Origin of the sequence: Henriciella pelagia (assembly GCF_002088945.1) — a bacterium.
Lineage (GTDB): Bacteria > Pseudomonadota > Alphaproteobacteria > Caulobacterales > Hyphomonadaceae > Henriciella > Henriciella pelagia.
The window spans coordinates 226,960-246,022 of sequence record NZ_NCSU01000006.1 but is presented as its reverse complement, the minus strand read 5'-3'; the positions used below and the strand labels follow the sequence as shown (position 1 = coordinate 246,022).

Sequence of the window (19,063 nt, the reverse complement as noted above, 5' to 3'; positions counted from 1 at the left end):
CTATTGTTTCGGTTCGACGCCAGGATCCGGTACCGAATAGGCGTCCTCAAGAATGTGCCCGTCGGGCTTTTTCTTCAGCGCGGCGCGGGCTTCGATCTCTGCGCTGGAATCGTCGTCCGTGCCATCATTGGGGGCATTCGGAACGCGCTCGTCCTGCATGTTGGTGACAAGGTCCGAATCAGCGCCTGCCTGTGCGGCGACGGGTGCGCCGTCCTTGTAGCCTGCTGTGGACGTGGACTGGTTTTCCAGTTCCTTGCCCTTGCGAAACTCTTCGCCATAGCCGCGCTGACGGCTGACTTCTTCTTCTCGTTCGATGTCGCGTTCTGCCATCTGGGCCTCCTTGGAACTTGCTTCACAAAGGAAACGGGCAGGACGGCGGCGAGGTTCCGAACGGACTACCGCGTATGGCTCGGCCCGAAGAGGATCGCATTGGCGAGCAGGAGGTCGAGACCATTGAGATAGGCGCGCGTCACCGGGCTTTGCGTGAACCCGATCACCATGCCGGCGCCCTCTGGCTGGACCATCACAAAGGGCTTGTAGGCAAGCTGCGCGCGGTTCTCCTCCCAGAGATAACCGCTGGCAACGAGGTCATCAGCGCCCGCGAAGCGGAACACATTGGTGCCGTCTGCAGCGTTGAGCGGCTGGTAGATGCCGGACCCGGTGTAGAGGGCGACAGCCGCATCATAGCCTGAAGACAGCCAGTGATCAGTGTCTGCAACGACATTGGCGAGCACACCCGGCACGTCTTCAGGCGAAGCGTGCGAGTGGGCGACAATGGCTTCATAGGCTTCATCATCCTCAATCAGAGTTCCCTTTGCCGGGCCCTCCTCGTCTTCCTTGCCGTTGGCTTCAGCATCTGAATAGGCAAGCTCCTGCCGCGTCGAAAGGAGGCCGGCATCTTCGTCGGCGAGGTAAGACACGGCAGACCCGAACCCGACCAGGACGCCGCCGCGCTGGACATAGGATTTCAGGGCGGCTGTCCCGCCGCCGCCAAGCCGTCCCTCGAAGCCGTAGCTGGTGGATGGCAGGATGATGACGTCATAACGGTCAAGATCAGCGCGGGCGAGCGAACGGACACGGATTGGCGTCACGGGCAGTCCGAGCTGGCGCTCGATGACATAGCGGGCCGCGCCGGCATCTGTCGCGCTGGTGCCTTCGCCCCAGGCCATTGCGACCTTCGGGACGGAAACTGGCGTGAACTTGTCGCTGCCATAATTCGGGCCGTCCTCGACCCAGCTGGAACGGAGCGACACGACTTCGGCGCCGATCTCGGTCGCGATCGCATTCAGCCGGGCACCGAGATCCACCTCATTGGCAGCGGCCGGGAAGACGATCGTGCCACGCGGGAATGACCGCCCTTCAGCAATGAAGGCTTCGGAGGTGACGCGGCCGAACGCACCGTCCTGCAGCGCCGCAAAAGCAAGTTTCGCCTGCCCCGTATCTGTCCATGGAATGGCATAGCCATAGGCGCTCGTAGAGGCCGTGATTGCGCGAATGGCATCATCCGGGGCGATACGGGTGGCATTTGACAAATTGGCGCGGGCACAGGTGCGGCTGGTGACACCATCCATCAGGGGAAGCGACCAGGCGGTCACATCGTAGAGCTCATGATTGAGGCCGCGATCCCGGCGCGATTCCTGCTCATCGACAAAGTCTTCCGGCAGGTTCGTTTCCTTCTGCAGAAGCGTAGCAATACGCTTGCCGCTTGGCTGTGCCCGGTCAACGACGATAGCCCCGTCTGGATACCGCGTGCCGCACGCTTCGAAACCGGGCCCGACGCGCTGAACGATGATGTCCTGAGCGGCAAGGCGGCGGGCGAGTTGCTCGGCCTGCCAGCGCCGGTCAGCAAGATCAAAGATGAAATACCGGTCGCTCGCGCCGCGTGCGTCAGCGATGGCCTGCTGACGATAGGTTGCGAAGTCACCGAGGAAGAGATCGTGATTATTGGCGACGACTTCGGCGGTCGAAAGCGTTGCGATGAAGTGGTGTTCGACACCGTCCTTGTAGGTGAGGACCCTGCCATCGCTGCGTTCGAACTTGAGTCCGCGCGCCGAACCCTGCTCATAAGTCATCGCGATGGCCCCGCCGAGGGTTGGCCACATGTCGCCATAGCCCGGATAGAAGGCATCGTAGACTTCGCGGGTGAAATAGTCATAGCCGCGCTGGTCGAACCAGCGGGCATGATTGCGCCCGATCAAGGCCTGCTTCGCCTTCTGCGCATCGGTGATGTTCGGATTGAACGGGTCAGCCGCCGGCGCAAAGAAGTAGGAGCTGTCACCGCTCATCTCGTGGGCGTCGACAACGACGACCGGGTTCCATTCAAGGATGCCGGCGACACGGCCGCGCGTTTCGGGCTGAGTCAGAGCGAACCAGTCGCGGTTCATGTCAAACAGGTAGTGGTTGAAGCGGCCGGCGGGCCAGGGTTCGTCATGCTCGGCGCTGGCACGGTCGGCGAAGGATTCGAGGCCGCGCGCCGCTTCAAACGAATGAACGAAGCGGGCGCGCCCATCCGGGTTCTGCATCGGGTCAATGATGATGATGGTTTCGCGGAGGATCTGGTCCACAATGGCATCGCCGCGGGCAGCGAGCAGGTGATAGGCGAGCGCGAGACCGGCATCGGTGCCGGAAATCTCATTGCCGTGGACGCTATAGGAGAGCCAGACGACTGCCGGCGTGCTCGTCAGAATGTCGGCGCGGTCCTGAGCGGAGAGTTGAGCACCTGAGGCTAGACGGCTGAGATTGGCCTTGGTCTGCTCGAGCCGCGTCATGTTCTCGGGCGAAGAAATGACAGCGTAGATCAGTGGGCGACCTTCCCAGGATTCGGCATACTCAGTGATCTGCATCCGGTCCGGCGCGGCTTCGGCGAGGGCTTCCATGTAAGCAATCGCGTCTTCGGGACGCGTAATCTCATCGCCCGGCGCGTGCCCGATCTCCTGCTCCAGCGTCGGGATCGCCGGGTCGGCATTGATATCCAGGAAGGACTGGGCATGGGCCAGTCCGCACAAGCTCAGGGCCGCCATTAGGCTCGCGATCAGTTTCATTCATACCCTCCCCGGCACCCGCCGGTCTGTTCACCCACTCCTGCTAAAGAACAAGGCGGACATCAGCTCAAGCAATTCTGCGTGAAATTGCTGGCCAGTGACTGCAATTGCTTCAAATTTCGGCGACAGCAACGCTGAGCCTGTATTTGAAGTGACTCGGCCCCCCAATCACGACAAGCTGCACCTATGAACCGGAAGCTCGATATTGCGGTGTGTGGGGCGGGGATTGGCGGACTGGCCGTGGCCACCCTGCTGTCGCGGCAGGGCCATCGCGTGACGCTTTTTGATCAGTATGACGAACCCCGACCGGTCGGATCCGGCCTGATGCTGCAATCGACAGGGCTTGCGGTGCTGGGCGCGATGGGATTGTCCGGGCGGGTCTTGCAGCTTGGCAGCCGTCTGGAGCGGCTCTGGGGCCGGTCGGAGCCGTCTCGGCGCACCGTGCTCGATGTTCGGTTTGAGACGCTCCGGCCGGGTCATTTCGGTCTCGGCGTGCAGCGCCAGATGCTGTTCGACACGCTCTATCAGTCAGCGCTGGCGGAGGGCCTGTCGCTACAGACATCCCGGCGCGTCGAGACAGTCGACCGGCACACCGGCCAGACCGGGTTCGAGACGGGCCAATTCGTCGATGGCTTCAACCTGGTGATCGATGCGCTCGGCGTGCGCTCACCGCTGACACGCGCGCCGAAACGCGAACTGGCCTATGGCGCGCTGTGGACCACCCTGCCCTGGCCTGCTGATGGCCCATTTGAGAAAGCTGCACTGGAACAACGCTACCGCGCCGCGCGGCAGATGGCAGGTGTGATGGCATCGGGAAAGACGAGTGACGGCGCACCCGAAAGCCTCACCTATTTCTGGTCGATCCGCGCTGACCGGTTCGACGCTTGGCGCAGCGCGTCGCTGGACAGCTGGAAAAGCGAGGCCAAAGCGCTCTGGCCGCAGACAGATGCCTTGCTCAATCAGATCAACAGTCATGACCAGATGGTCTTCGCCCGATACAGGCATCGCACGCACCGCGATCCGGTGAGCGGGCCGAGACTGGTGCATATTGGCGATGCCTGGCACGCAGCCTCGCCCCAGCTTGGCCAGGGCGCGAACATGGCGCTGCTCGACGCCTATGCGCTCAGCCTCGCACTGGACGCGACCAATGATGTCAGCCTTGCCCTGGCGCGGTACCGGTCCTTGCGCCAATCCCATGTCGGCCTGTACCAGTTGATGAGCTGGCTGTTTACGCCCGTCTATCAGGGCGATGGCCGGTTCACGCCGTGGCTGCGCGACTATCTTGCTGCGCCGCTGTCACGCATTCCGCCAGCGCCGAAACTGCTCGCGGGCATGGTGACGGGCGCATTCGGTTCGCCGCTCGGCAGGCTTGGATTGCGGGACTGATCTGGACGGGGCGACTGCCCCCGTGCGAAGAAGGGCATCAAGATAGTTGCAATCGCAAAGAGTTTCTCATGACGGCCAATCTCGACGCGCTGAAGACCATCGAGCAACGCCTGCTCTGGCTCTCGGCCTGGACGATCCACAACGCCAACAATATCCGCCCCAAGGAAGACGGTGCGATCAAGGTTGGCGGGCACCAGGCCTCCTGCGCCTCCATGGTGCCGATCATGACGGCGCTCTACTTTCACACGCTGCGCCCCGAAGACCGGGTCGCCGTGAAGCCGCATGCCTCGCCTGTCTTCCACGCCATGCAGTACCTGATGGGAAACCAGACGCGCGAGAAGCTGGAGAATTTCCGCGGCTGGGGCGGCGCGCAATCCTATCCGAGCCGGACCAAGGATGTGGACGATGTCGACTTCTCGACGGGATCTGTCGGCCTCGGCGTGGCGGCGACAGCGTTCAACTCGCTGGTGCAGGATTATATCCACGCGAAGGAATGGTCGAAAGACATGAAGCTCGGCCGGCAGGTCGCGCTGGTCGGTGATGCCGAGCTCGACGAGGGCAATGTCTATGAATGCCTTCAGGAAGGCTGGAAACATGACCTTCGCAACACTTGGTGGGTGATCGATTATAACCGCCAGAGCCTCGACGGCGTCGTGCATGAAGGCCTCTGGGAAAAGATCGATGCGATCTTCAAGGCGTTTGGCTGGCGCACCGTCGTGCTGCGCCACGGCGTCCTGCAGCGCGAGGCGTTCAGGGAGCCGGGCGGCGAAGCGCTGAAAGCGTGGATCCAGTCCTGCCCGAATTCCGACTATTCCGCCCTCACCTATCAGGGTGGCAAGGCGTGGCGCAAACGCCTGATGGACGATATTGGCGACCAGGGCGACGTTACCAAGCTGCTCGACAAGCGTTCCGATGAAGAGCTTGACGCGCTGATGAACAATCTTGGCGGCCAGTGCCTCGCGACGCTGACCGAGGCCTTCGATGCCATTGACGACGACAAGCCGACCGTCTTCCTCGCCTATACGATCAAGGGCTGGGGCACGCCGCTCGCCGGCCACAAGGACAATCATGGTGGCATCATGAACAATCCGCAGATGGCGGACTTCCAGAAGAAGATGGGCGTGCCGGAAGGCGAAGAATGGGAAAAATTCGCAACGGTCGATGACCCGGACGCACTGCAGGCCTTTCTCGATGAAGCCGCCTTCTTCAAGGACGGCATGCGCCGTTACACTGCGCCGGAGGTGAAAAGCCCCGGCCCTGTCTGGCTGGATGACCGCGAACTCGCAACGCAGGCCGGTTTCGGCAAGATTCTCGACGGCCTCGCCAAATCCAGGTCCGAGCTCGCTGACCGGATTGTGACCATGTCGCCGGATGTGACCTCATCAACTAACCTTACCGGCTGGGTCAACCGGCGCTCGCTCTTTGCCCGCCGCGAGGTCTCCGACACCTTCAAAGAGAACTCGATCCCGTCCGCGCAGAAGTGGGAATTCTCGCCAGAAGGCCAGCATTTCGAGCTTGGCATCGCGGAAATGAACCTCATGCTGCTGCTCGGTCAGGCCGGGCTCGCGCATTCGCACTTTGGCGAACGGCTGCTGCCCATCGGCACTGTGTACGACCCGTTCATCGCGCGTGGTCTCGATGCGCTCAACTATGCCTGCTACCAGGATGCTCGGTTTATCATTGTCGGCACGCCATCCGGCATTACACTCGCCCCGGAAGGCGGCGCGCACCAGTCGGTTGGGACGCAGCTGATCGGGATGAGCCAGGACGGTCTTGTGAGCTTCGAGCCGGCTTTCCTCGACGAACTTTCAATCATCATGGACTGGAGCTTCGACTATCTCCAGCGCTCCGGCGAGAACGATCCCGACGAGCGCACATGGCTGCGCGACGAGACCGGCGGCTCGGTCTATCTGCGCCTCTCGACCCGCCCCATCGAACAGCTCGGCCCCCGCAACCGCGATGATGAAGAATTCCGCCGCGGCGTCGTCGACGGCGCCTACTGGCTGCGCAAGCCGGGGCCGAATTGCGAAGTCGTGATCGCCTATCAGGGCGTCATCGCGCCGGAAGCCATCGAGGCCGCCGGGCGCATTGGAAATGACCGCCGCGACATTGGCGTCCTCGCCGTGACCTCCGCCGACAGGCTCAATTCAGGCTGGACGGCCGCCCGCCGCGCCCGCGCGCGCGGCCATACAACTGCCGTTAGCCAGATCGAGCGTCTGATGGCGGGCGTGCCGCGCGACGCGACCCTCATCACCGTCACTGATGGCCACCCGGCCACGCTCGCCTGGATCGGCTCTGTCGCCGGCCACATGACCGCGCCCCTCGGCGTCGAGCATTTCGGCCAGACCGGCACCATCCCCGACCTCCACCGCCACTTCCAGATTGACAGCGACGCCATCGTCGCGGCAGCGCAGCATCTGAGTGCCGGACGCCGGATCAGGCTGGCGGGGAGTTAGCCACTACCCCGCGGCCAGCGCCTGACACACATGCGCGTCTGGTTCTTCGGCGCAGAAGTCGGGGGGGCCGGCGTCGATCCAGTATTCATAGAGGCCGAGCTCTTTTGTGATCTCTGTGAAGCGCGGGCCGGACCGGACGCTGCGGTGGCGCGGATCATACATGACAACGGCTGTCACGAACCGCCCTTTCCGGCTTTCCTGCTCTGCAATGCTGAGAAGGGTATCGTCCGCATCGCCCTGGACGAGCAGCATGAAGGCAAGGAAAGCGGGCATGCCGGCTGCATACTGGTCGGCGATATAGGTCTTGAAGGCGTCATAGCGATCCGGGTCGCCACTTTCATAGACGTCGGTCGCCTCAACATAATGGCGACATCCCTCTCCGAGCGGGCATTCGGCCAGCCAGGCGCGCATCGCCGCGAAATCTTCCTCCCAGAGGAAGGTTGTCCAGCGCGCGAACCAGAGATTTGGATAGTGCAGGCCGAGCTCATGCCAGAGATAATCGAGCTGGCGCACGCCCTCTTCGCGGTCGCCATAAAAGGTCGTGGTCATGGCGATTTCGTTGAGAGCAGGAGGTGAGTTCGACTCAAGCTCCAGCGTCGCTTCGGCAAGGCGCAGCGACTCGCTGAGATAGCCCGCCTCGCGGAAATGGCCGGCCGCCCAGATCAGGATGGTCGGATTGTCCGGTTCGGCCTGCATTGCAGCTTCGTAGATCTGCCGGGCCCGGCGCCAGTCACCCCGGCGCTCTGCGATCTCCCCCATCAAGGTACGCGGCTCGGCCAGTTCCGGGTTAAGGCGGAGGGCGCGGTCCGCCGCCAACAGGGCCTTGTCGAGCGAGGCTTCGAGGTCGAGCGTTTCGTCATAGGTCGGATAGGTGGCCCAGGCCGAAGCGAGAGCGGCCCAGGCTTCGGCGAAATCCTCATCCTGCTCGACAGCCTGTGTCAGCAGCAGAACAGCGCGCCTGTTCTGGTCCTTGCCCCGCTGCTTCCAGAGTGCGAGGCCGCGCTCATAGAGGTCGAGCGCATTGGCATTGTCGCTCAGCGGCGCGGCTCCGGGCGCGGCAGGGCCGGCTGTGTCGCGGCGAAGATCGAGATAGCCGCCAATATTAAGCGCCAGGAGGATGACAATCACGACCCCCGCCACCCATGGCCAGACGGTCGGTGCGATCCGTCCAGGGCTTCTCTTTGGCCCGGTGCGCTCAGCGTCCGGATCAGCCTCCGGCGCGCGTGAGCGGATCCACGCATCCAGCTCTGCCGGAAGGGCATAGACGGTGCTGCGCGCCTCATGGATCTGGCGATGAACCGGCAGGCCTTCCTCGGCCTCCCAGCGCCGGGCGGTGCGTTCGCTGCAGCCGACATGGCGCGCAATACGCTTCCAGCCAATCAGGCGCTCGCCGTCCGGAACCGAGCTGTCAGTTGCCATACCTGCCCTGCCTTACGTCCTTCCTTCTTCCGATGCCTACCGCAGCAAAGATGAACGGACAATTGCGGTCATGGCGGCGGCCAGGAGCGGTCACGGCCGCGCCGCCTGTAGAAATCGCTGCAGGACCGGGTTCAGCTGTCGGTCATCCAATGCGGGAGATGAGCATGCTACCTTTTCCACGAGCCCACTATTATGTCGGCGCCTTCCTGATCGCGACCTTTGCAGCCTTCTGGCCCTCCTATTTCGCAGTCCTGAAGGAATCCTCCTTTGCCAATCACCTGCACGGCATCACGGCAACGCTCTGGATCGTGCTCATCATGGCGCAGAACTGGACGATCCATAATCGCAAGCGAAGCGCGCACAAGTGGCTTGGCCTGTCGAGCCTCGCGCTCATCCCCTTCTTCACGGTAGGCGGCCTGCTGACGACACAGAACATGGTCACGGGCGACGGGATCTTCACGCAGATGTTCGGAATCCGGCTGTCACCGGCCGACCTCGTCGCCACTTTCCTCGTCTGCCTGTTCTTCGCGCTGGCGCTCCGCAACCGGCGGAATGTCCACCGCCATTCACGCTACATGTTGGCAACGATCACCCTGCTGATCGGGCCGGTCGTCGGGCGCATCGTCAATAATTACGTGCCGGGCTTTGTCATCATGGGGCCGCAGGACCTGCCGAAATTCGCCGAGGGCGTGACGATCGCTGTCGGCTTCGCTGTCATCCTGCTCGCCATCATGGTCTGGCGGGACTATCGCAATGGGCGGCCAACCCTGCCCTTTACGCTCGCCCTGATCGGAACGCTGGTCATGTATAGCGGCTTCTTCGTCTGGGGAGACAGCGACGCCTGGCGCGCCGTGACGCAAGCCTATGCAGCGGTTCCAGCCTCGGTGCTGTGGCTCGTCGGCATGGCCATGGGCATTGTCGCCGGCGCATGGGGCTGGCAGGCCGGCAAGCGGCCGAAGAAGCGGGCGGCACCCGCTGCAACCATCCCGCTAGGTAATCCAACAGCCTAGCGGACAGTCTGCGGGCGAGTGGGGACGCAACGCAGCCGGAACGGGCGAAGTCGAAAGGCTTCGTCCGTTCTCATGCCATCAACGACCCGCCCAATTGCTAGCGCGATGAACCGAGAAAGAACGCGGCACAAGGCGCTGAGGGAAGCGCGGGTGTAGCGATTGATCCGAGTCGAGGCGTTAGAGGGTAAGCCCCCCTCCCCCGCCTGCGGGGGAGGTGCCCCAAGGGCGGAGGGGGAAGCAGTGCATTTTGTAGCTCCCTCCTCAGAGCAGCTACGCCGCCCACCTCCCCCGTGCACGGGAGAGGAGAAGCAAACCTTATTGCATTGGGAAATGCCTAGTTTACCTCGAAGACTTCATCCCTGTGATATGCAAGATACTCCGGCAGCGGTCGAAATTTTGCGGGTTTCAAACGGATATCTTCGTTGAACAGTGATCGGACATGATCCGGGACAATGATCTTCGAGGACACCAGCATGCTCAGATCGTCGCGAAACGAAATCATTCCGCGGTCGAATGCGCGGTCATGCAACGGGTTGAGGCTAATGCCGTTTCGGGGATCGAGGCGCGTATCTTCCCGCGCCCTCCATGGAACGATATGGCTTGCAGTCAGCAATTCTGGCGAGACTTTACCGATTACAGCGCATTGATTGTCGTAAGACGGGAGGACGATCTCCCGAAAGACCCGTTGGTTCTGGCGCACTTTCACCGTGCGCTCGACTTCCTTGCCTTCGGCGACTTCGAGCACAACTGATTGCTCCGCTTCATTGTAGAAGATTTCGCTGACGATCCGCCTAGCGCGCTCAATAAATTGCGTCGGATGCGCGGTGAAGTCCGCCCATACCTCTCTGTCCAGCGAGGATGCGTTTCCAAGACCCCTCCGGTCTAAATCCTCATCCAGCGACGCAAGATTCACGAGTTTCATGGCCAGCGCACTCGGCGTGCGCCCGATCTGTCCGGCGAGTGCGATAATCTCTGGATTGCCGCTATGCAGCCGCCCGAATGGCAGCCGCGTGTAAAGCTCAATCGCGAGCGTGACTTCTCTGCGATCCCAGTTCTGACGTGCCATCCAGCTCCCGGCTGCTTTCCCCTCTAACAGCCGAGACTATCGCATGCGCTCGATTACGAAAGTCTTGCGGCAGATCGCCGGAGGCTACGGCTTCCAGGAGTGCCAGCATTTCAGGTGCCGCGATCAAAAGGTGGAGGATGCGGTCTGTCTCAGGCCCCAAGCACGGACTAATAGCCGCGACCAGATAGTCGTCCGCGAGTTCGATGGCCCGGCAGGTCTCGCCAGCCGCTTCTTCGAGAAGCTCGATCACTTCATCGGTGTCCCGAACACTATCGCGAAACTCGAACATGATCGCTCCATTGGCCACTATTGCAATCTAAAGATGTTTTTCCGATAAATACAATCGGCACCACTCCTGACACACCCCTGTCAGCAGCTCCCCCTTTACCTTCCTGCCCGTCCGCACCATCTTCGCGTTCATGGCTCGTTCCCCTTCTTCCGGCGTCGCTGATGCAGGCGCGACATTCAACTGGTCTGGCGCGGCGCGCGATGCGGCGGGCGGGCTGCCGTCCGACAACTGGACGCCGCACAGGCCGGACCGGCAGTGGGAGAAGATCGAGGGCGGCAAGCGCTTCAAGGTCGCGTCCGACTATGAGCCGGCCGGCGACCAGCGCACCGCCATCCCCGAACTCGTGGAGGGCATCCAGCAGGGCGAGCGCGACCAGGTCCTCCTCGGCGCGACCGGCACCGGCAAGACCTTCACCATGGCCAAGGTCATTGAGGCGGTGCAGCGCCCGGCCCTGATCCTCGCGCCGAACAAGACACTCGCCGCGCAGCTCTATGGCGAGATGAAATCCTTCTTCCCGGACAATGCGGTGGAGTATTTCGTCTCCTATTACGACTATTACCAGCCGGAAGCCTATGTGCCGCGCTCGGACCTCTATATCGAGAAGGAATCCTCCATCAATGAGGCGATCGACCGGATGCGCCATTCGGCGACGCGGGCGATCCTGGAGCGCGATGATGTGATCATCGTGGCGTCGGTCTCGTGCATTTACGGTATCGGTTCGGTCGAGACCTACACATCGATGACGTTCAAGCTGGAGGAAGGCCAGCGCATCGATCCGCGCGAAGTGGCGCAGAAGCTGGTCGGCCTGCACTATACGCGCAACGACGCCGCCTTCCAGCGCGGCAGCTTCCGCCTCAAGGGCGACGTGCTCGACATCTTCCCGGCGCACTATGATGACTGCGCCTGGAAGCTCTCCTTCTTCGGCGACGAACTGGAGAGCATTGTCGAATTTGACCCGCTGACCGGCAAGAAGATCCAGGAGCTGCCGGCGATCAAGCTTTACGCGAACAGCCACTATGTGACGCCGCGTCCGACGCTCAACAATGCCATCGGCGCCATCAAGCAGGAGCTGAAGGAAACGCTCGCCCATTTCGAGAAGCATGGCAAACTGCTCGAGGCGCAGCGCATCGAACAGCGCACCACTTATGACCTCGAAATGATGGCCGCGACGGGCAGCTGTAACGGCATCGAGAACTATTCGCGCTATCTCACCGGTCGCAAGCCCGGCGAGCCGCCGCCGACCATGTTCGAATACCTGCCGGAGAACGCCCTCGTCTTCGTCGATGAGAGCCACCAGACCGTGCCGCAGATCGGCGCCATGTTCAAAGGCGACTTCAACCGCAAATCGACGCTGGCCGAATATGGCTTCCGCCTGCCTTCATGTATCGACAACCGGCCGCTGAAATTCCCCGAATGGGAGGCGATGCGGCCGCAGACCGTGCACGTCTCGGCGACGCCGGGGCCGTGGGAGCTGGAACAGACGGGCGGGGTCTTCACCGAGCAGGTGATCCGTCCAACGGGACTTGTCGATCCGCCAGTGGAGGTGCGCCCGGTCACCGGCACCAAGGAAAACGGCAACATCAACCAGGTCGATGACCTGATGGCCGAGGTGAAGGCGGTCGCGGCCAAGGGCATGCGCTCGCTCGTCACCACTCTGACCAAGAAGATGGCCGAGGACCTCACCGAATATCTCCATGAGAATGGGGTCAAAGTGCGCTACATGCACTCCGACATCGACACGGTGGAGCGGATCGAGATCATCCGCGACCTGCGCCTTGGCGAGTTCGATGTGCTGGTCGGCATCAACCTCTTGCGCGAGGGGCTCGATATTCCCGAATGCGGCTTTGTCGGCATTCTCGATGCGGACAAGGAAGGCTTCCTGCGCTCCGAGACCTCTCTGGTCCAGACGATTGGCCGGGCCGCGCGGAACGCGGAAGCTCGGGTCGTGCTCTATGCGGACAAGATCACCGGCTCGATGCAGCGCGCCATGGACGAGACCGAACGGCGCCGCGAGAAGCAGATCGCGCACAATGAGGAACACGGCATCACGCCGACCACGATCAAGCGCGCCGTCGCGGACATCCTCAAGGATCTCGGCGAGAGCCGCGGCAAGTCCCAGCAACTCAAGGGCGGCAAATCCCGCCGCCTCCCGCGCGGGGTCTCGGAAGACAAGGCTCCGGCGCTGGAGCCCGGCTCAGGCCACAACCTCAAAGCCGTCATCGCCGACCTGGAAAAACAGATGCGCGAAGCGGCCGCGAATTTGGAATTTGAGGAAGCGGCGAGACTGCGGGACGAGGTGAAGAAGCTGCGGGAGGAGGAGCTGGGGCTTTAGGGCTCATTGCACAACTATGCTGGCTCGCAGGCAACTTTCAACTCAGAGTGCAATTTCGACAAATGTTCTATCGACATGTCTAAGAGCGGTTCGTACATGAACGAGTTCAAATGAATGTTTTCCGGAGTCATCAAGTTTACTCTGTCCATTAAAGCCGTGAGCGGCTGGAACGATGCATCGTGTCCGATTTTTTCTTTGAACCTTTTGAGTAACTTGGCCGTCTGGTTGCTGCTGAGGCCGGCAACGTAATCAGCGTCATTGATTAGCTCTATCATTTTCTTTTCGGCTATCAGTCTAATAGCTATAGAAAGCACTACTTTTTTCTCGAGATCTAAAGCCGTTTCAGGAGCTCCGGCTACTTCGTTGGCGGTTTTCAATATGAGAGGGACAACCAAAGAATCTGACGGAAGTTCGGTTTCAAATTCTTTTCCATTTAAAACCTTAGAATAGATCGCCAACAGCTCAGATATCTTGATGGTGTCGCTGTCACTTTTTCTGTGCAGCAGACTTGTGAGCTTTTTGTATTCCTCTTCGAAGCCGCAATACTCGGCCAAGTTCCGAACAAAGGGAACCATAGCGAGTAGAGCATCCTGCTTGGCCGAATTGTTTGCCGCTTTTTTCCATTTTTCAAATGGATCACTGTACATGGTCTCTTTCGACAACTCGATTTTCTCTGCGGTTTTGGAGATGTGGAAATTTGCGCCACTTAAGTCTAAGCGCTTCCAAACCGTTCGATAAAAATCGTAATTGTGCGTCAGGATGATCTGGCGAAAATGTGGCTCGGCGAGAATATCGCAAAGGTATTCAACAATCGCGTACTTATTCTTGTAGTCGAATGAGTCAGCAATATCATCAATTATGAATAGAGTTTCGACGCTGTCGCTCTTGCGCGCCTCAACTTCAAATATAATATTGAGGATATAGAGAGCTCGTCGTTCGCCATTGCTCAGTACATCAACAAGCTTCGAACGGTCCACGACTACAGTCTCGTGGGAACCATCCTCAAAAGTGAATCCGATGTTCGGAGTAGCGCGCTTTAGAATTACATCCTGCTTGTTTTCGATGCTAACCTTGAAAGGGACAGAGAAACGGCGATTGAAGATGTTGATCACTTCTTGCCACTGTGTGGCTTGGTCAGACGCTTCCTTTGTAATTTCATCGAGACGTTTCTTGCCGACTGCGAACTCTTCCATCAGTTCATTAAACTCGTCCTTGTGCAGCATTAAGTATGACTTCAACAAATCTTCTTTGAACACTTCCACGTTTTTAAAGCGCGGAATAAGCATCTGATTTTGTAGCAGAAACTCTCTGAACTCTCGTAGTTCTCTATTGGAGAGTTTTTTGTCGATCTTTTCGAATTGAGACTTCAAGGCGTTGCTCGAAAGAATGGTCTCCAGCTCTTGGGAGATCAGTTCCTCAAGTTCCTTCTCGGTCTCAACCTTAGTTTCCTCGCCGTTGGAGTTGAGATACACCTTGTGATCAGCTTGGAAAAATCCATGGTTCTTCAGCTGCTTAGCGATCTCTCCGGCTTGATAGTGGTTAAACACTCCTTTGCGAAAAAATCGGGACTTCTCGAGCAGGGAGTCATATGTCGCCGTGTAATCTTCCAGTGCGGCCTTAATGTCGGGATCGGCTAGAAAGCTTTCTACTTTGTCGTTAAAAAGTGAGCCAAGCTTGATGCCGTCTAGCGAGCTATCAAATTCCTCTTCGTTGACTTCGGCTCGTACGCGCTCTAGCGACCGCAACAGATTGTCGGGCTTCTTCGAAATCACTGTTGAAATGATCTCTTCGATGCCTGACCGAACGCCCGCATCCTTTTTGACTTTTGAAATTAGGGCTTCTTCTTTTTCTCGAATGTTCTTGAGAATGGCGTCATACTCCTCCTTCAGCTCCTTATTCACTAGAAGAGTTGAAACACGGCCAGATTGGTATTCAGCATTGTAAGGCTGGACAACAAAGATGCTGTCCGCCGACAACTCATTGCCCTCATGATCGAAGATGGCACGTTTCGTTGGGCGATCTGGGTAAATTCGGTCTCGTGAATCCGACGAAGAACTATGATCCAAGAATGTCGTCGCGAACGACGATTTCATGGCACCGTTTGGAGCATAGATTAGCTGCGCGGCTTTCTTCGAAAAATCGAATTCGGCATCCATCTTCTTGATACCGTAACAATGTTCGAAGCTAACTGTGACGCGTTCCATATTTGTATTCCTCAAACCGCAGGACTGTTTGCTACACACTTTACGGACAACGAGTGCCCCCGAGGATGAATTTTCGACCGCACGAAGAATCTGGCCTCCTTGGAACCTGCCGGGAGTCCGATGAAGGGACAAGCGGACCGAGGCAAATCTGGTCAAGCACCTAGCTTCGCATCCTCATTGAGGGGACCGCCCTACCCACACCAATCCACCTGCCTGCCCTCTTCCAGCGGCTGGGCCAGCCCGTCCTTTGAGAGGAGCCAGCCGATATGCACCCCGTCGAGGTAGACGTGGGCGCGGGTGCGGCCGTATTGGTCGGTGCCTTCCGGCAGGAAGGTGACCTTGCTGCCCTCGGCGAACATCTCGCGGGCGCGAGCTTCGGTCTTCTGGCCGAGTGCGTTTTCTTCCGGGCACTGGGCGGCGTCGCCTGTCTCGGGGCTGTCCCATCCGATGAGGCGCAGCCGCACCCGCTGCTCGCCGCCGCTCGCGCTGAGGCGTCTGAGCTCAAACGTGTCGCCATCGACGGCCAGGAGGTCACGCACCGGCACGCTGACACAGCGCGTGCCCGCCGCCTCGCAGAGATTGGGCGGCTGTTCATACCCGCCGCTATTGCAGGCAGCGAGGCCGATGAGCGCGGCCGAGTACGCAACCGGCCAGCGCCTATCCATGCTGCATGCTTCTGTTCACCGGCTTCGGGCGCTTCCTCGGTTTTGGCCGGGGCGGCGTATTGTGGAAGATACAGGACACCGCAACCACGATGGCGGTGATTGCGAAGAAGCCGGAGACGAAGAAGCAGAACATTGCCACTGTCGGTGACAGGCCCTGGAAGGCCCCCTCGCCGGTGAGCATTGTGATGAAGTCGATAAAGTCCCGCGTCATCGTGACGGAGCCGACCGCTACTTGTTCCAGCCCCTCTTTCCAGACCGCATATGTCTCAGCCAGCGGAAGGTCGAAGAAGATCGCGGTAAAGGCATAACAGGGCAGGAGCAGCCAGTAGCCGAGATTAATGGTGATGATGGAGAAGGCGAAGGTCAGGGGCAGGAGCGTGAAAAGAAAGCCGATCCCGCCAATGACCTGTCGGCCGAACCGGAAGATCAGCGCCAGGCCGACAATCAGGCCGGGCAGCACCCAGACGGCGAGCGGTGTTGCATTGTCCGCAGAGGCGAACTGGAAGGAAAAGGCCAGATAGAGGCCGATCACGCTGCCGAGATATTTGACGATCATGCCGAGTACGAAAAGCAGCCAGACCACGGCGCGCCAGGCGGTCATGACGGGGTTGACCGACACCACATTGAAGGCCGCGCGCAGCGTCTGCTCGACGCCCTGGCGCACGCTGGCCAGTCCGCTCACCATGCCCGCGCCGGAGCTTCTGACACTCCTGAAGGCCTGCAGCGCAATATAGGTCAGGAGCGCCGTGGCGCCGTTGACCAGTATGCCCAGAATGATCTGCGATGGCAGATCGTCGAGAAATGAACCAAAGTCTGGCACGCCCCCTCCCCTTCGTCCTATTTTGCCTGTCTGAATGTTTCCGAGCGGCGCGTTTTAATCAAGCGTCAAACCTCTCGGGTGGGGTTTTCCACAGACATCACGTTGGTCGTGCTGATCGCCGGACGGCCTGTGGGGTGCGGCGCAATCTGGAACAGCAATTACAGGGTGTGCGCCGGACTCGCCTGAGACGCGAACTGGCTTGTCCACAGGCTTGTCTTAAATCTGTGAAATTTTGCTTGAAACGGCTCGACTCACCCCGGGTTTTAAGACATCGTTAATGAACGCCAACGCAAGCCGGGCGGGGAGCAGACCCCGCAAGATGGCACGCTGGCGAGACCATCGCCCCCGATGTGTCGATCAGGTCAGGAGCAAAGCGGCGAGAGCTGCAGCGTAAAGGGCCGGATGCAGGCAGGCGGGACAAAGCAGGTGATGGCCGCAGGCGGGTTTTCGAAGCCCAGAACTGCGGGGCCGTAAGTCGCGACCGGGGCACGATCCGAAGCGCGATGCCAAAGGCGGAACGAGCTTTCTTTAGAGAGCTTTGCCGGCGGCGGCCAAAGGACGTCGTTTCTCGCGAGACGGGAATCGGGCGCCGGAGGCGGACAGACGCAGCGCATCCAGTGCACAATGGGATACGAGGCGGATGAACGTCGAAGGTGGTCGACCCTGATCACAGAAGTTGATCGGCCCGCGGCACAGGCTAGCAGGGTGATGGCTCTGGAAAGCCGGACTGGATGCCAGGTCTTTGGACCGGCGGACGGAAAAGCGGACCAGAGGTGACCCAAAGGCCTGGAACGATCGGCATGCCGGCCCGGTGGGCCCAATTCCGGACCGGCCTGTCAGATCAAAAATGGGTAGCTGGATCTCGACCAGGCAGTCAGGCGTCAAAGCCTCAATGACTGGAAAAGGAAAAGGCGCCCAAGGTGCTCGGACCCGGGACGCCTCATATCGCTGTCACAGGCTGTGTGGTTAAACGATTCGAAGCACAATGGAAAGACGCGGAGTCCCGTCAAACGGACGACGCGTCTTTCTTCTTTTGGGGCAACCAGCCGGTTGCCGCGCGCCGGCCACCCGAAAATCCGCCTGCTGCGCGCAACCCGTTCCCGCATGGCGCGTTATTCGCTCATCTCAAACCCATGTGAAAAAGGATGAGCCACATGAAGATGACGAAAAGCCTTCTGCTGGCGGGCATTCTGGGAAGCAGTTTCCTCATGTCCGGTTGCGTCGCAGCCGCCCTCGGCGCCGCCTATGTGGTTGGCGAGGAAGTCAATGAGAATGATGGCGATTTCGACCCGCTTGACGAGATTGTCGACGGCTAGGACACCCCGCATCTCAGGCGCAAGGTGCGCCGAGACGATTGAACGGCCCGGACCCAGATCCCGGGCCGTTTCGCATTTCATGGACCTCTTTTAATCGAACAGAGCCGCGTCTTCCGCGTTGCATCTGTCAGGCTGACACAGACAGGAAAGGACGCCCCATGAAGATCGACCTGCAGACACTCGACCCGAAACCGCTGATCCTCGCCGGCATTCTCGGCGCCAGCGTCTCCCTCACCGGCTGCCTCGCGGCAGCGGCAGGCGCAGGCTATGTCGCCGGCGAAGAAATCTCTGAAGACGATGGCGATTTCGACCCGCTCGATGAAGTGGATGAGTAGGAAAGCACTCGCCAGACCTGAATGACCGAAAGGGCCCGGACATCCGGGCCCTTTGCATTAAAATCCCCCCATCTTGGTGGCTTCCTGCCCTTACAGCTATTCCATCTTGCGGAATCCGCGCTACAAAACCGCCCCGTCCTTTCCGTCCAACCAGAATGGTGGCTGCTGGTAGATGTTTGAACTTGTCGCGTTGCACGAGACCGATCCGAAACGGGTCGCGCATTTCCTTGAGATCAATCGCGAGCGGTTCCAGCCCTTCGCCCCGACGCGCACCGACCACTATTTCACCGACCGGCACTGGCGCGAGGCCTGCAAGCTCGCCAAGAGCGAGTGGAAGGAAGACCGGGCTTACCGCTTCTGCATCATTCACAAGGGCGAGGAAGTAATCGGCAAGGTCGATCTCGACCAGATCATCCGCGGCCCGTTCCAGTCGGCTGTGCTCGGCTACATGCTGGACCGGCGCCATGAGGGCCAGTCAGTCATGCGCCGCGCCCTCGACGATGTGCTGGACCTTGCCTTTGGCGAATTCGAGCTGCACCGCGTCCAGGCCGCGATCATGCCGCACAATGAGCGCTCGCGAACGCTGATCAAGCGGCTGGGTTTCCGTGAAATCGGTCTCGCCGAGCGCCACCTGCTGCTCGACGGCGAATGGAAAGATCACATACTTTACGAGAAAATCGCGCGCTAGATTCCCGTTTTGGGAGTAAAAAGCCCGAAATCACCC

General features: G+C 60.1%; 15 protein-coding genes. 7 read left to right on the top strand and 8 right to left on the bottom strand.

Annotated elements, in window-relative coordinates; all coding sequences use genetic code 11:
• Both B8746_RS02320 and B8746_RS02315 read right to left on the bottom strand, forming a co-directional pair.
• Complete coding sequence (locus B8746_RS02320; protein WP_084391612.1) at nt 1-330, bottom strand: hypothetical protein; 330 nt, start codon at nt 328-330, stop codon at nt 1-3.
• 65 nt (nt 331-395) lie between these two features.
• Nucleotides 396-3,041, bottom strand: a complete 2,646-nt coding sequence (locus tag B8746_RS02315) for a M14 family metallopeptidase (RefSeq protein WP_084391611.1) — start codon at nt 3,039-3,041, stop codon at nt 396-398.
• A 186-nt stretch (nt 3,042-3,227) separates the two neighbouring features.
• Here B8746_RS02315 and B8746_RS02310 point away from each other — a divergent pair, with 186 nt between their 5' ends.
• The gene (locus tag B8746_RS02310; protein WP_084391610.1) at nt 3,228-4,427 is read left to right on the top strand and encodes an FAD-dependent oxidoreductase; all 1,200 of its coding nucleotides are present in this window, start codon (nt 3,228-3,230) and stop codon (nt 4,425-4,427) included.
• A gap of 68 nt (nt 4,428-4,495) precedes the next feature.
• Nucleotides 4,496-6,883, top strand: coding sequence for a transketolase (locus B8746_RS02305; RefSeq protein ID WP_084391609.1), 2,388 nt, complete (start codon nt 4,496-4,498; stop codon nt 6,881-6,883).
• A gap of 3 nt (nt 6,884-6,886) precedes the next feature.
• Here B8746_RS02305 and B8746_RS02300 read toward each other — a convergent pair whose 3' ends face one another.
• Nucleotides 6,887-8,302 (bottom strand): tetratricopeptide repeat protein, encoded by a 1,416-nt coding sequence (locus B8746_RS02300; protein WP_084391608.1) that lies wholly within the window; start codon nt 8,300-8,302, stop codon nt 6,887-6,889.
• Between the two features lie 164 nt (nt 8,303-8,466).
• On the opposite strand from B8746_RS02300, the gene B8746_RS02295 reads away from it, so the two are divergent.
• Complete coding sequence (locus B8746_RS02295; protein WP_143434505.1) at nt 8,467-9,312, top strand: hypothetical protein; 846 nt, start codon at nt 8,467-8,469, stop codon at nt 9,310-9,312.
• Between the two features lie 334 nt (nt 9,313-9,646).
• Here B8746_RS02295 and B8746_RS02290 read toward each other — a convergent pair whose 3' ends face one another.
• Both B8746_RS02290 and B8746_RS16940 read right to left on the bottom strand, forming a co-directional pair.
• A complete protein-coding gene (locus B8746_RS02290; protein ID WP_084391606.1) occupies nt 9,647-10,378 on the bottom strand; it encodes an HNH endonuclease in 732 nt (243 codons plus the stop codon).
• On the bottom strand, nt 10,332-10,667 hold the full coding sequence (locus B8746_RS16940) for a hypothetical protein (protein WP_143434504.1): 336 nt from the start codon (nt 10,665-10,667) through the stop codon (nt 10,332-10,334). Before B8746_RS16940 ends, B8746_RS02290 begins: the two co-directional genes overlap by 47 nt.
• A 130-nt stretch (nt 10,668-10,797) precedes the next feature.
• Here B8746_RS16940 and uvrB point away from each other — a divergent pair, with 130 nt between their 5' ends.
• Nucleotides 10,798-12,999, top strand: a complete 2,202-nt coding sequence (gene uvrB / locus B8746_RS02280) for an excinuclease ABC subunit UvrB (RefSeq protein WP_084391604.1) — start codon at nt 10,798-10,800, stop codon at nt 12,997-12,999.
• A 14-nt stretch (nt 13,000-13,013) separates the two neighbouring features.
• Here uvrB and B8746_RS02275 read toward each other — a convergent pair whose 3' ends face one another.
• The 3 genes from B8746_RS02275 to B8746_RS02265 form a co-directional block, all read right to left on the bottom strand.
• Nucleotides 13,014-15,203, bottom strand: a complete 2,190-nt coding sequence (locus tag B8746_RS02275; protein WP_084391603.1) for an ATP-binding protein — start codon at nt 15,201-15,203, stop codon at nt 13,014-13,016.
• A gap of 191 nt (nt 15,204-15,394) precedes the next feature.
• Complete coding sequence (locus tag B8746_RS02270) at nt 15,395-15,868, bottom strand: thermonuclease family protein (protein ID WP_084391602.1); 474 nt, start codon at nt 15,866-15,868, stop codon at nt 15,395-15,397.
• A complete protein-coding gene (locus B8746_RS02265; protein WP_084391601.1) occupies nt 15,861-16,688 on the bottom strand; it encodes a hypothetical protein in 828 nt (275 codons plus the stop codon). Before B8746_RS02265 ends, B8746_RS02270 begins: the two co-directional genes overlap by 8 nt.
• A 1,154-nt stretch (nt 16,689-17,842) precedes the next feature.
• On the opposite strand from B8746_RS02265, the gene B8746_RS17055 reads away from it, so the two are divergent.
• The 3 genes from B8746_RS17055 (at nt 17,843) to B8746_RS02260 (ending at nt 19,027) form a co-directional block, all read left to right on the top strand.
• Nucleotides 17,843-18,004 carry a hypothetical protein gene (locus B8746_RS17055; protein WP_158084515.1) on the top strand — a complete coding sequence of 54 codons (162 nt, stop codon included), beginning with the start codon at nt 17,843-17,845 and terminating at the stop codon, nt 18,002-18,004.
• Nucleotides 18,005-18,162: 158 nt separating this feature from the next.
• Nucleotides 18,163-18,339, top strand: coding sequence for a hypothetical protein (locus B8746_RS17050; protein WP_158084514.1), 177 nt, complete (start codon nt 18,163-18,165; stop codon nt 18,337-18,339).
• A 172-nt stretch (nt 18,340-18,511) separates the two neighbouring features.
• Nucleotides 18,512-19,027: a GNAT family N-acetyltransferase gene (locus tag B8746_RS02260; protein ID WP_084391600.1), complete on the top strand. Its 516-nt coding sequence runs from the start codon at nt 18,512-18,514 to the stop codon at nt 19,025-19,027.
• Nucleotides 19,028-19,063 lie beyond the last annotated feature (36 nt).

What these genes read in the sequence shown, in the direction of transcription:
- B8746_RS02320 (WP_084391612.1), bottom strand. Translation starts at nt 330, where the DNA reads ATGGCAGAACGCGACATCGAACGAGAAGAAGAAGTCAGCCGTCAGCGC.
- B8746_RS02315 (WP_084391611.1), bottom strand. Translation starts at nt 3,041, where the DNA reads ATGAAACTGATCGCGAGCCTAATGGCGGCCCTGAGCTTGTGCGGACTG.
- B8746_RS02310 (WP_084391610.1), top strand. Translation starts at nt 3,228, where the DNA reads ATGAACCGGAAGCTCGATATTGCGGTGTGTGGGGCGGGGATTGGCGGA.
- B8746_RS02305 (WP_084391609.1), top strand. Translation starts at nt 4,496, where the DNA reads ATGACGGCCAATCTCGACGCGCTGAAGACCATCGAGCAACGCCTGCTC.
- B8746_RS02300 (WP_084391608.1), bottom strand. Translation starts at nt 8,302, where the DNA reads ATGGCAACTGACAGCTCGGTTCCGGACGGCGAGCGCCTGATTGGCTGG.
- B8746_RS02295 (WP_143434505.1), top strand. Translation starts at nt 8,467, where the DNA reads ATGCTACCTTTTCCACGAGCCCACTATTATGTCGGCGCCTTCCTGATC.
- B8746_RS02290 (WP_084391606.1), bottom strand. Translation starts at nt 10,378, where the DNA reads ATGGCACGTCAGAACTGGGATCGCAGAGAAGTCACGCTCGCGATTGAG.
- B8746_RS16940 (WP_143434504.1), bottom strand. Translation starts at nt 10,667, where the DNA reads ATGTTCGAGTTTCGCGATAGTGTTCGGGACACCGATGAAGTGATCGAG.
- uvrB (WP_084391604.1), top strand. Translation starts at nt 10,798, where the DNA reads ATGGCTCGTTCCCCTTCTTCCGGCGTCGCTGATGCAGGCGCGACATTC.
- B8746_RS02275 (WP_084391603.1), bottom strand. Translation starts at nt 15,203, where the DNA reads ATGGAACGCGTCACAGTTAGCTTCGAACATTGTTACGGTATCAAGAAG.
- B8746_RS02270 (WP_084391602.1), bottom strand. Translation starts at nt 15,868, where the DNA reads ATGGATAGGCGCTGGCCGGTTGCGTACTCGGCCGCGCTCATCGGCCTC.
- B8746_RS17055 (WP_158084515.1), top strand. Translation starts at nt 17,843, where the DNA reads ATGAAGATGACGAAAAGCCTTCTGCTGGCGGGCATTCTGGGAAGCAGT.
- B8746_RS17050 (WP_158084514.1), top strand. Translation starts at nt 18,163, where the DNA reads ATGAAGATCGACCTGCAGACACTCGACCCGAAACCGCTGATCCTCGCC.
- B8746_RS02260 (WP_084391600.1), top strand. Translation starts at nt 18,512, where the DNA reads ATGTTTGAACTTGTCGCGTTGCACGAGACCGATCCGAAACGGGTCGCG.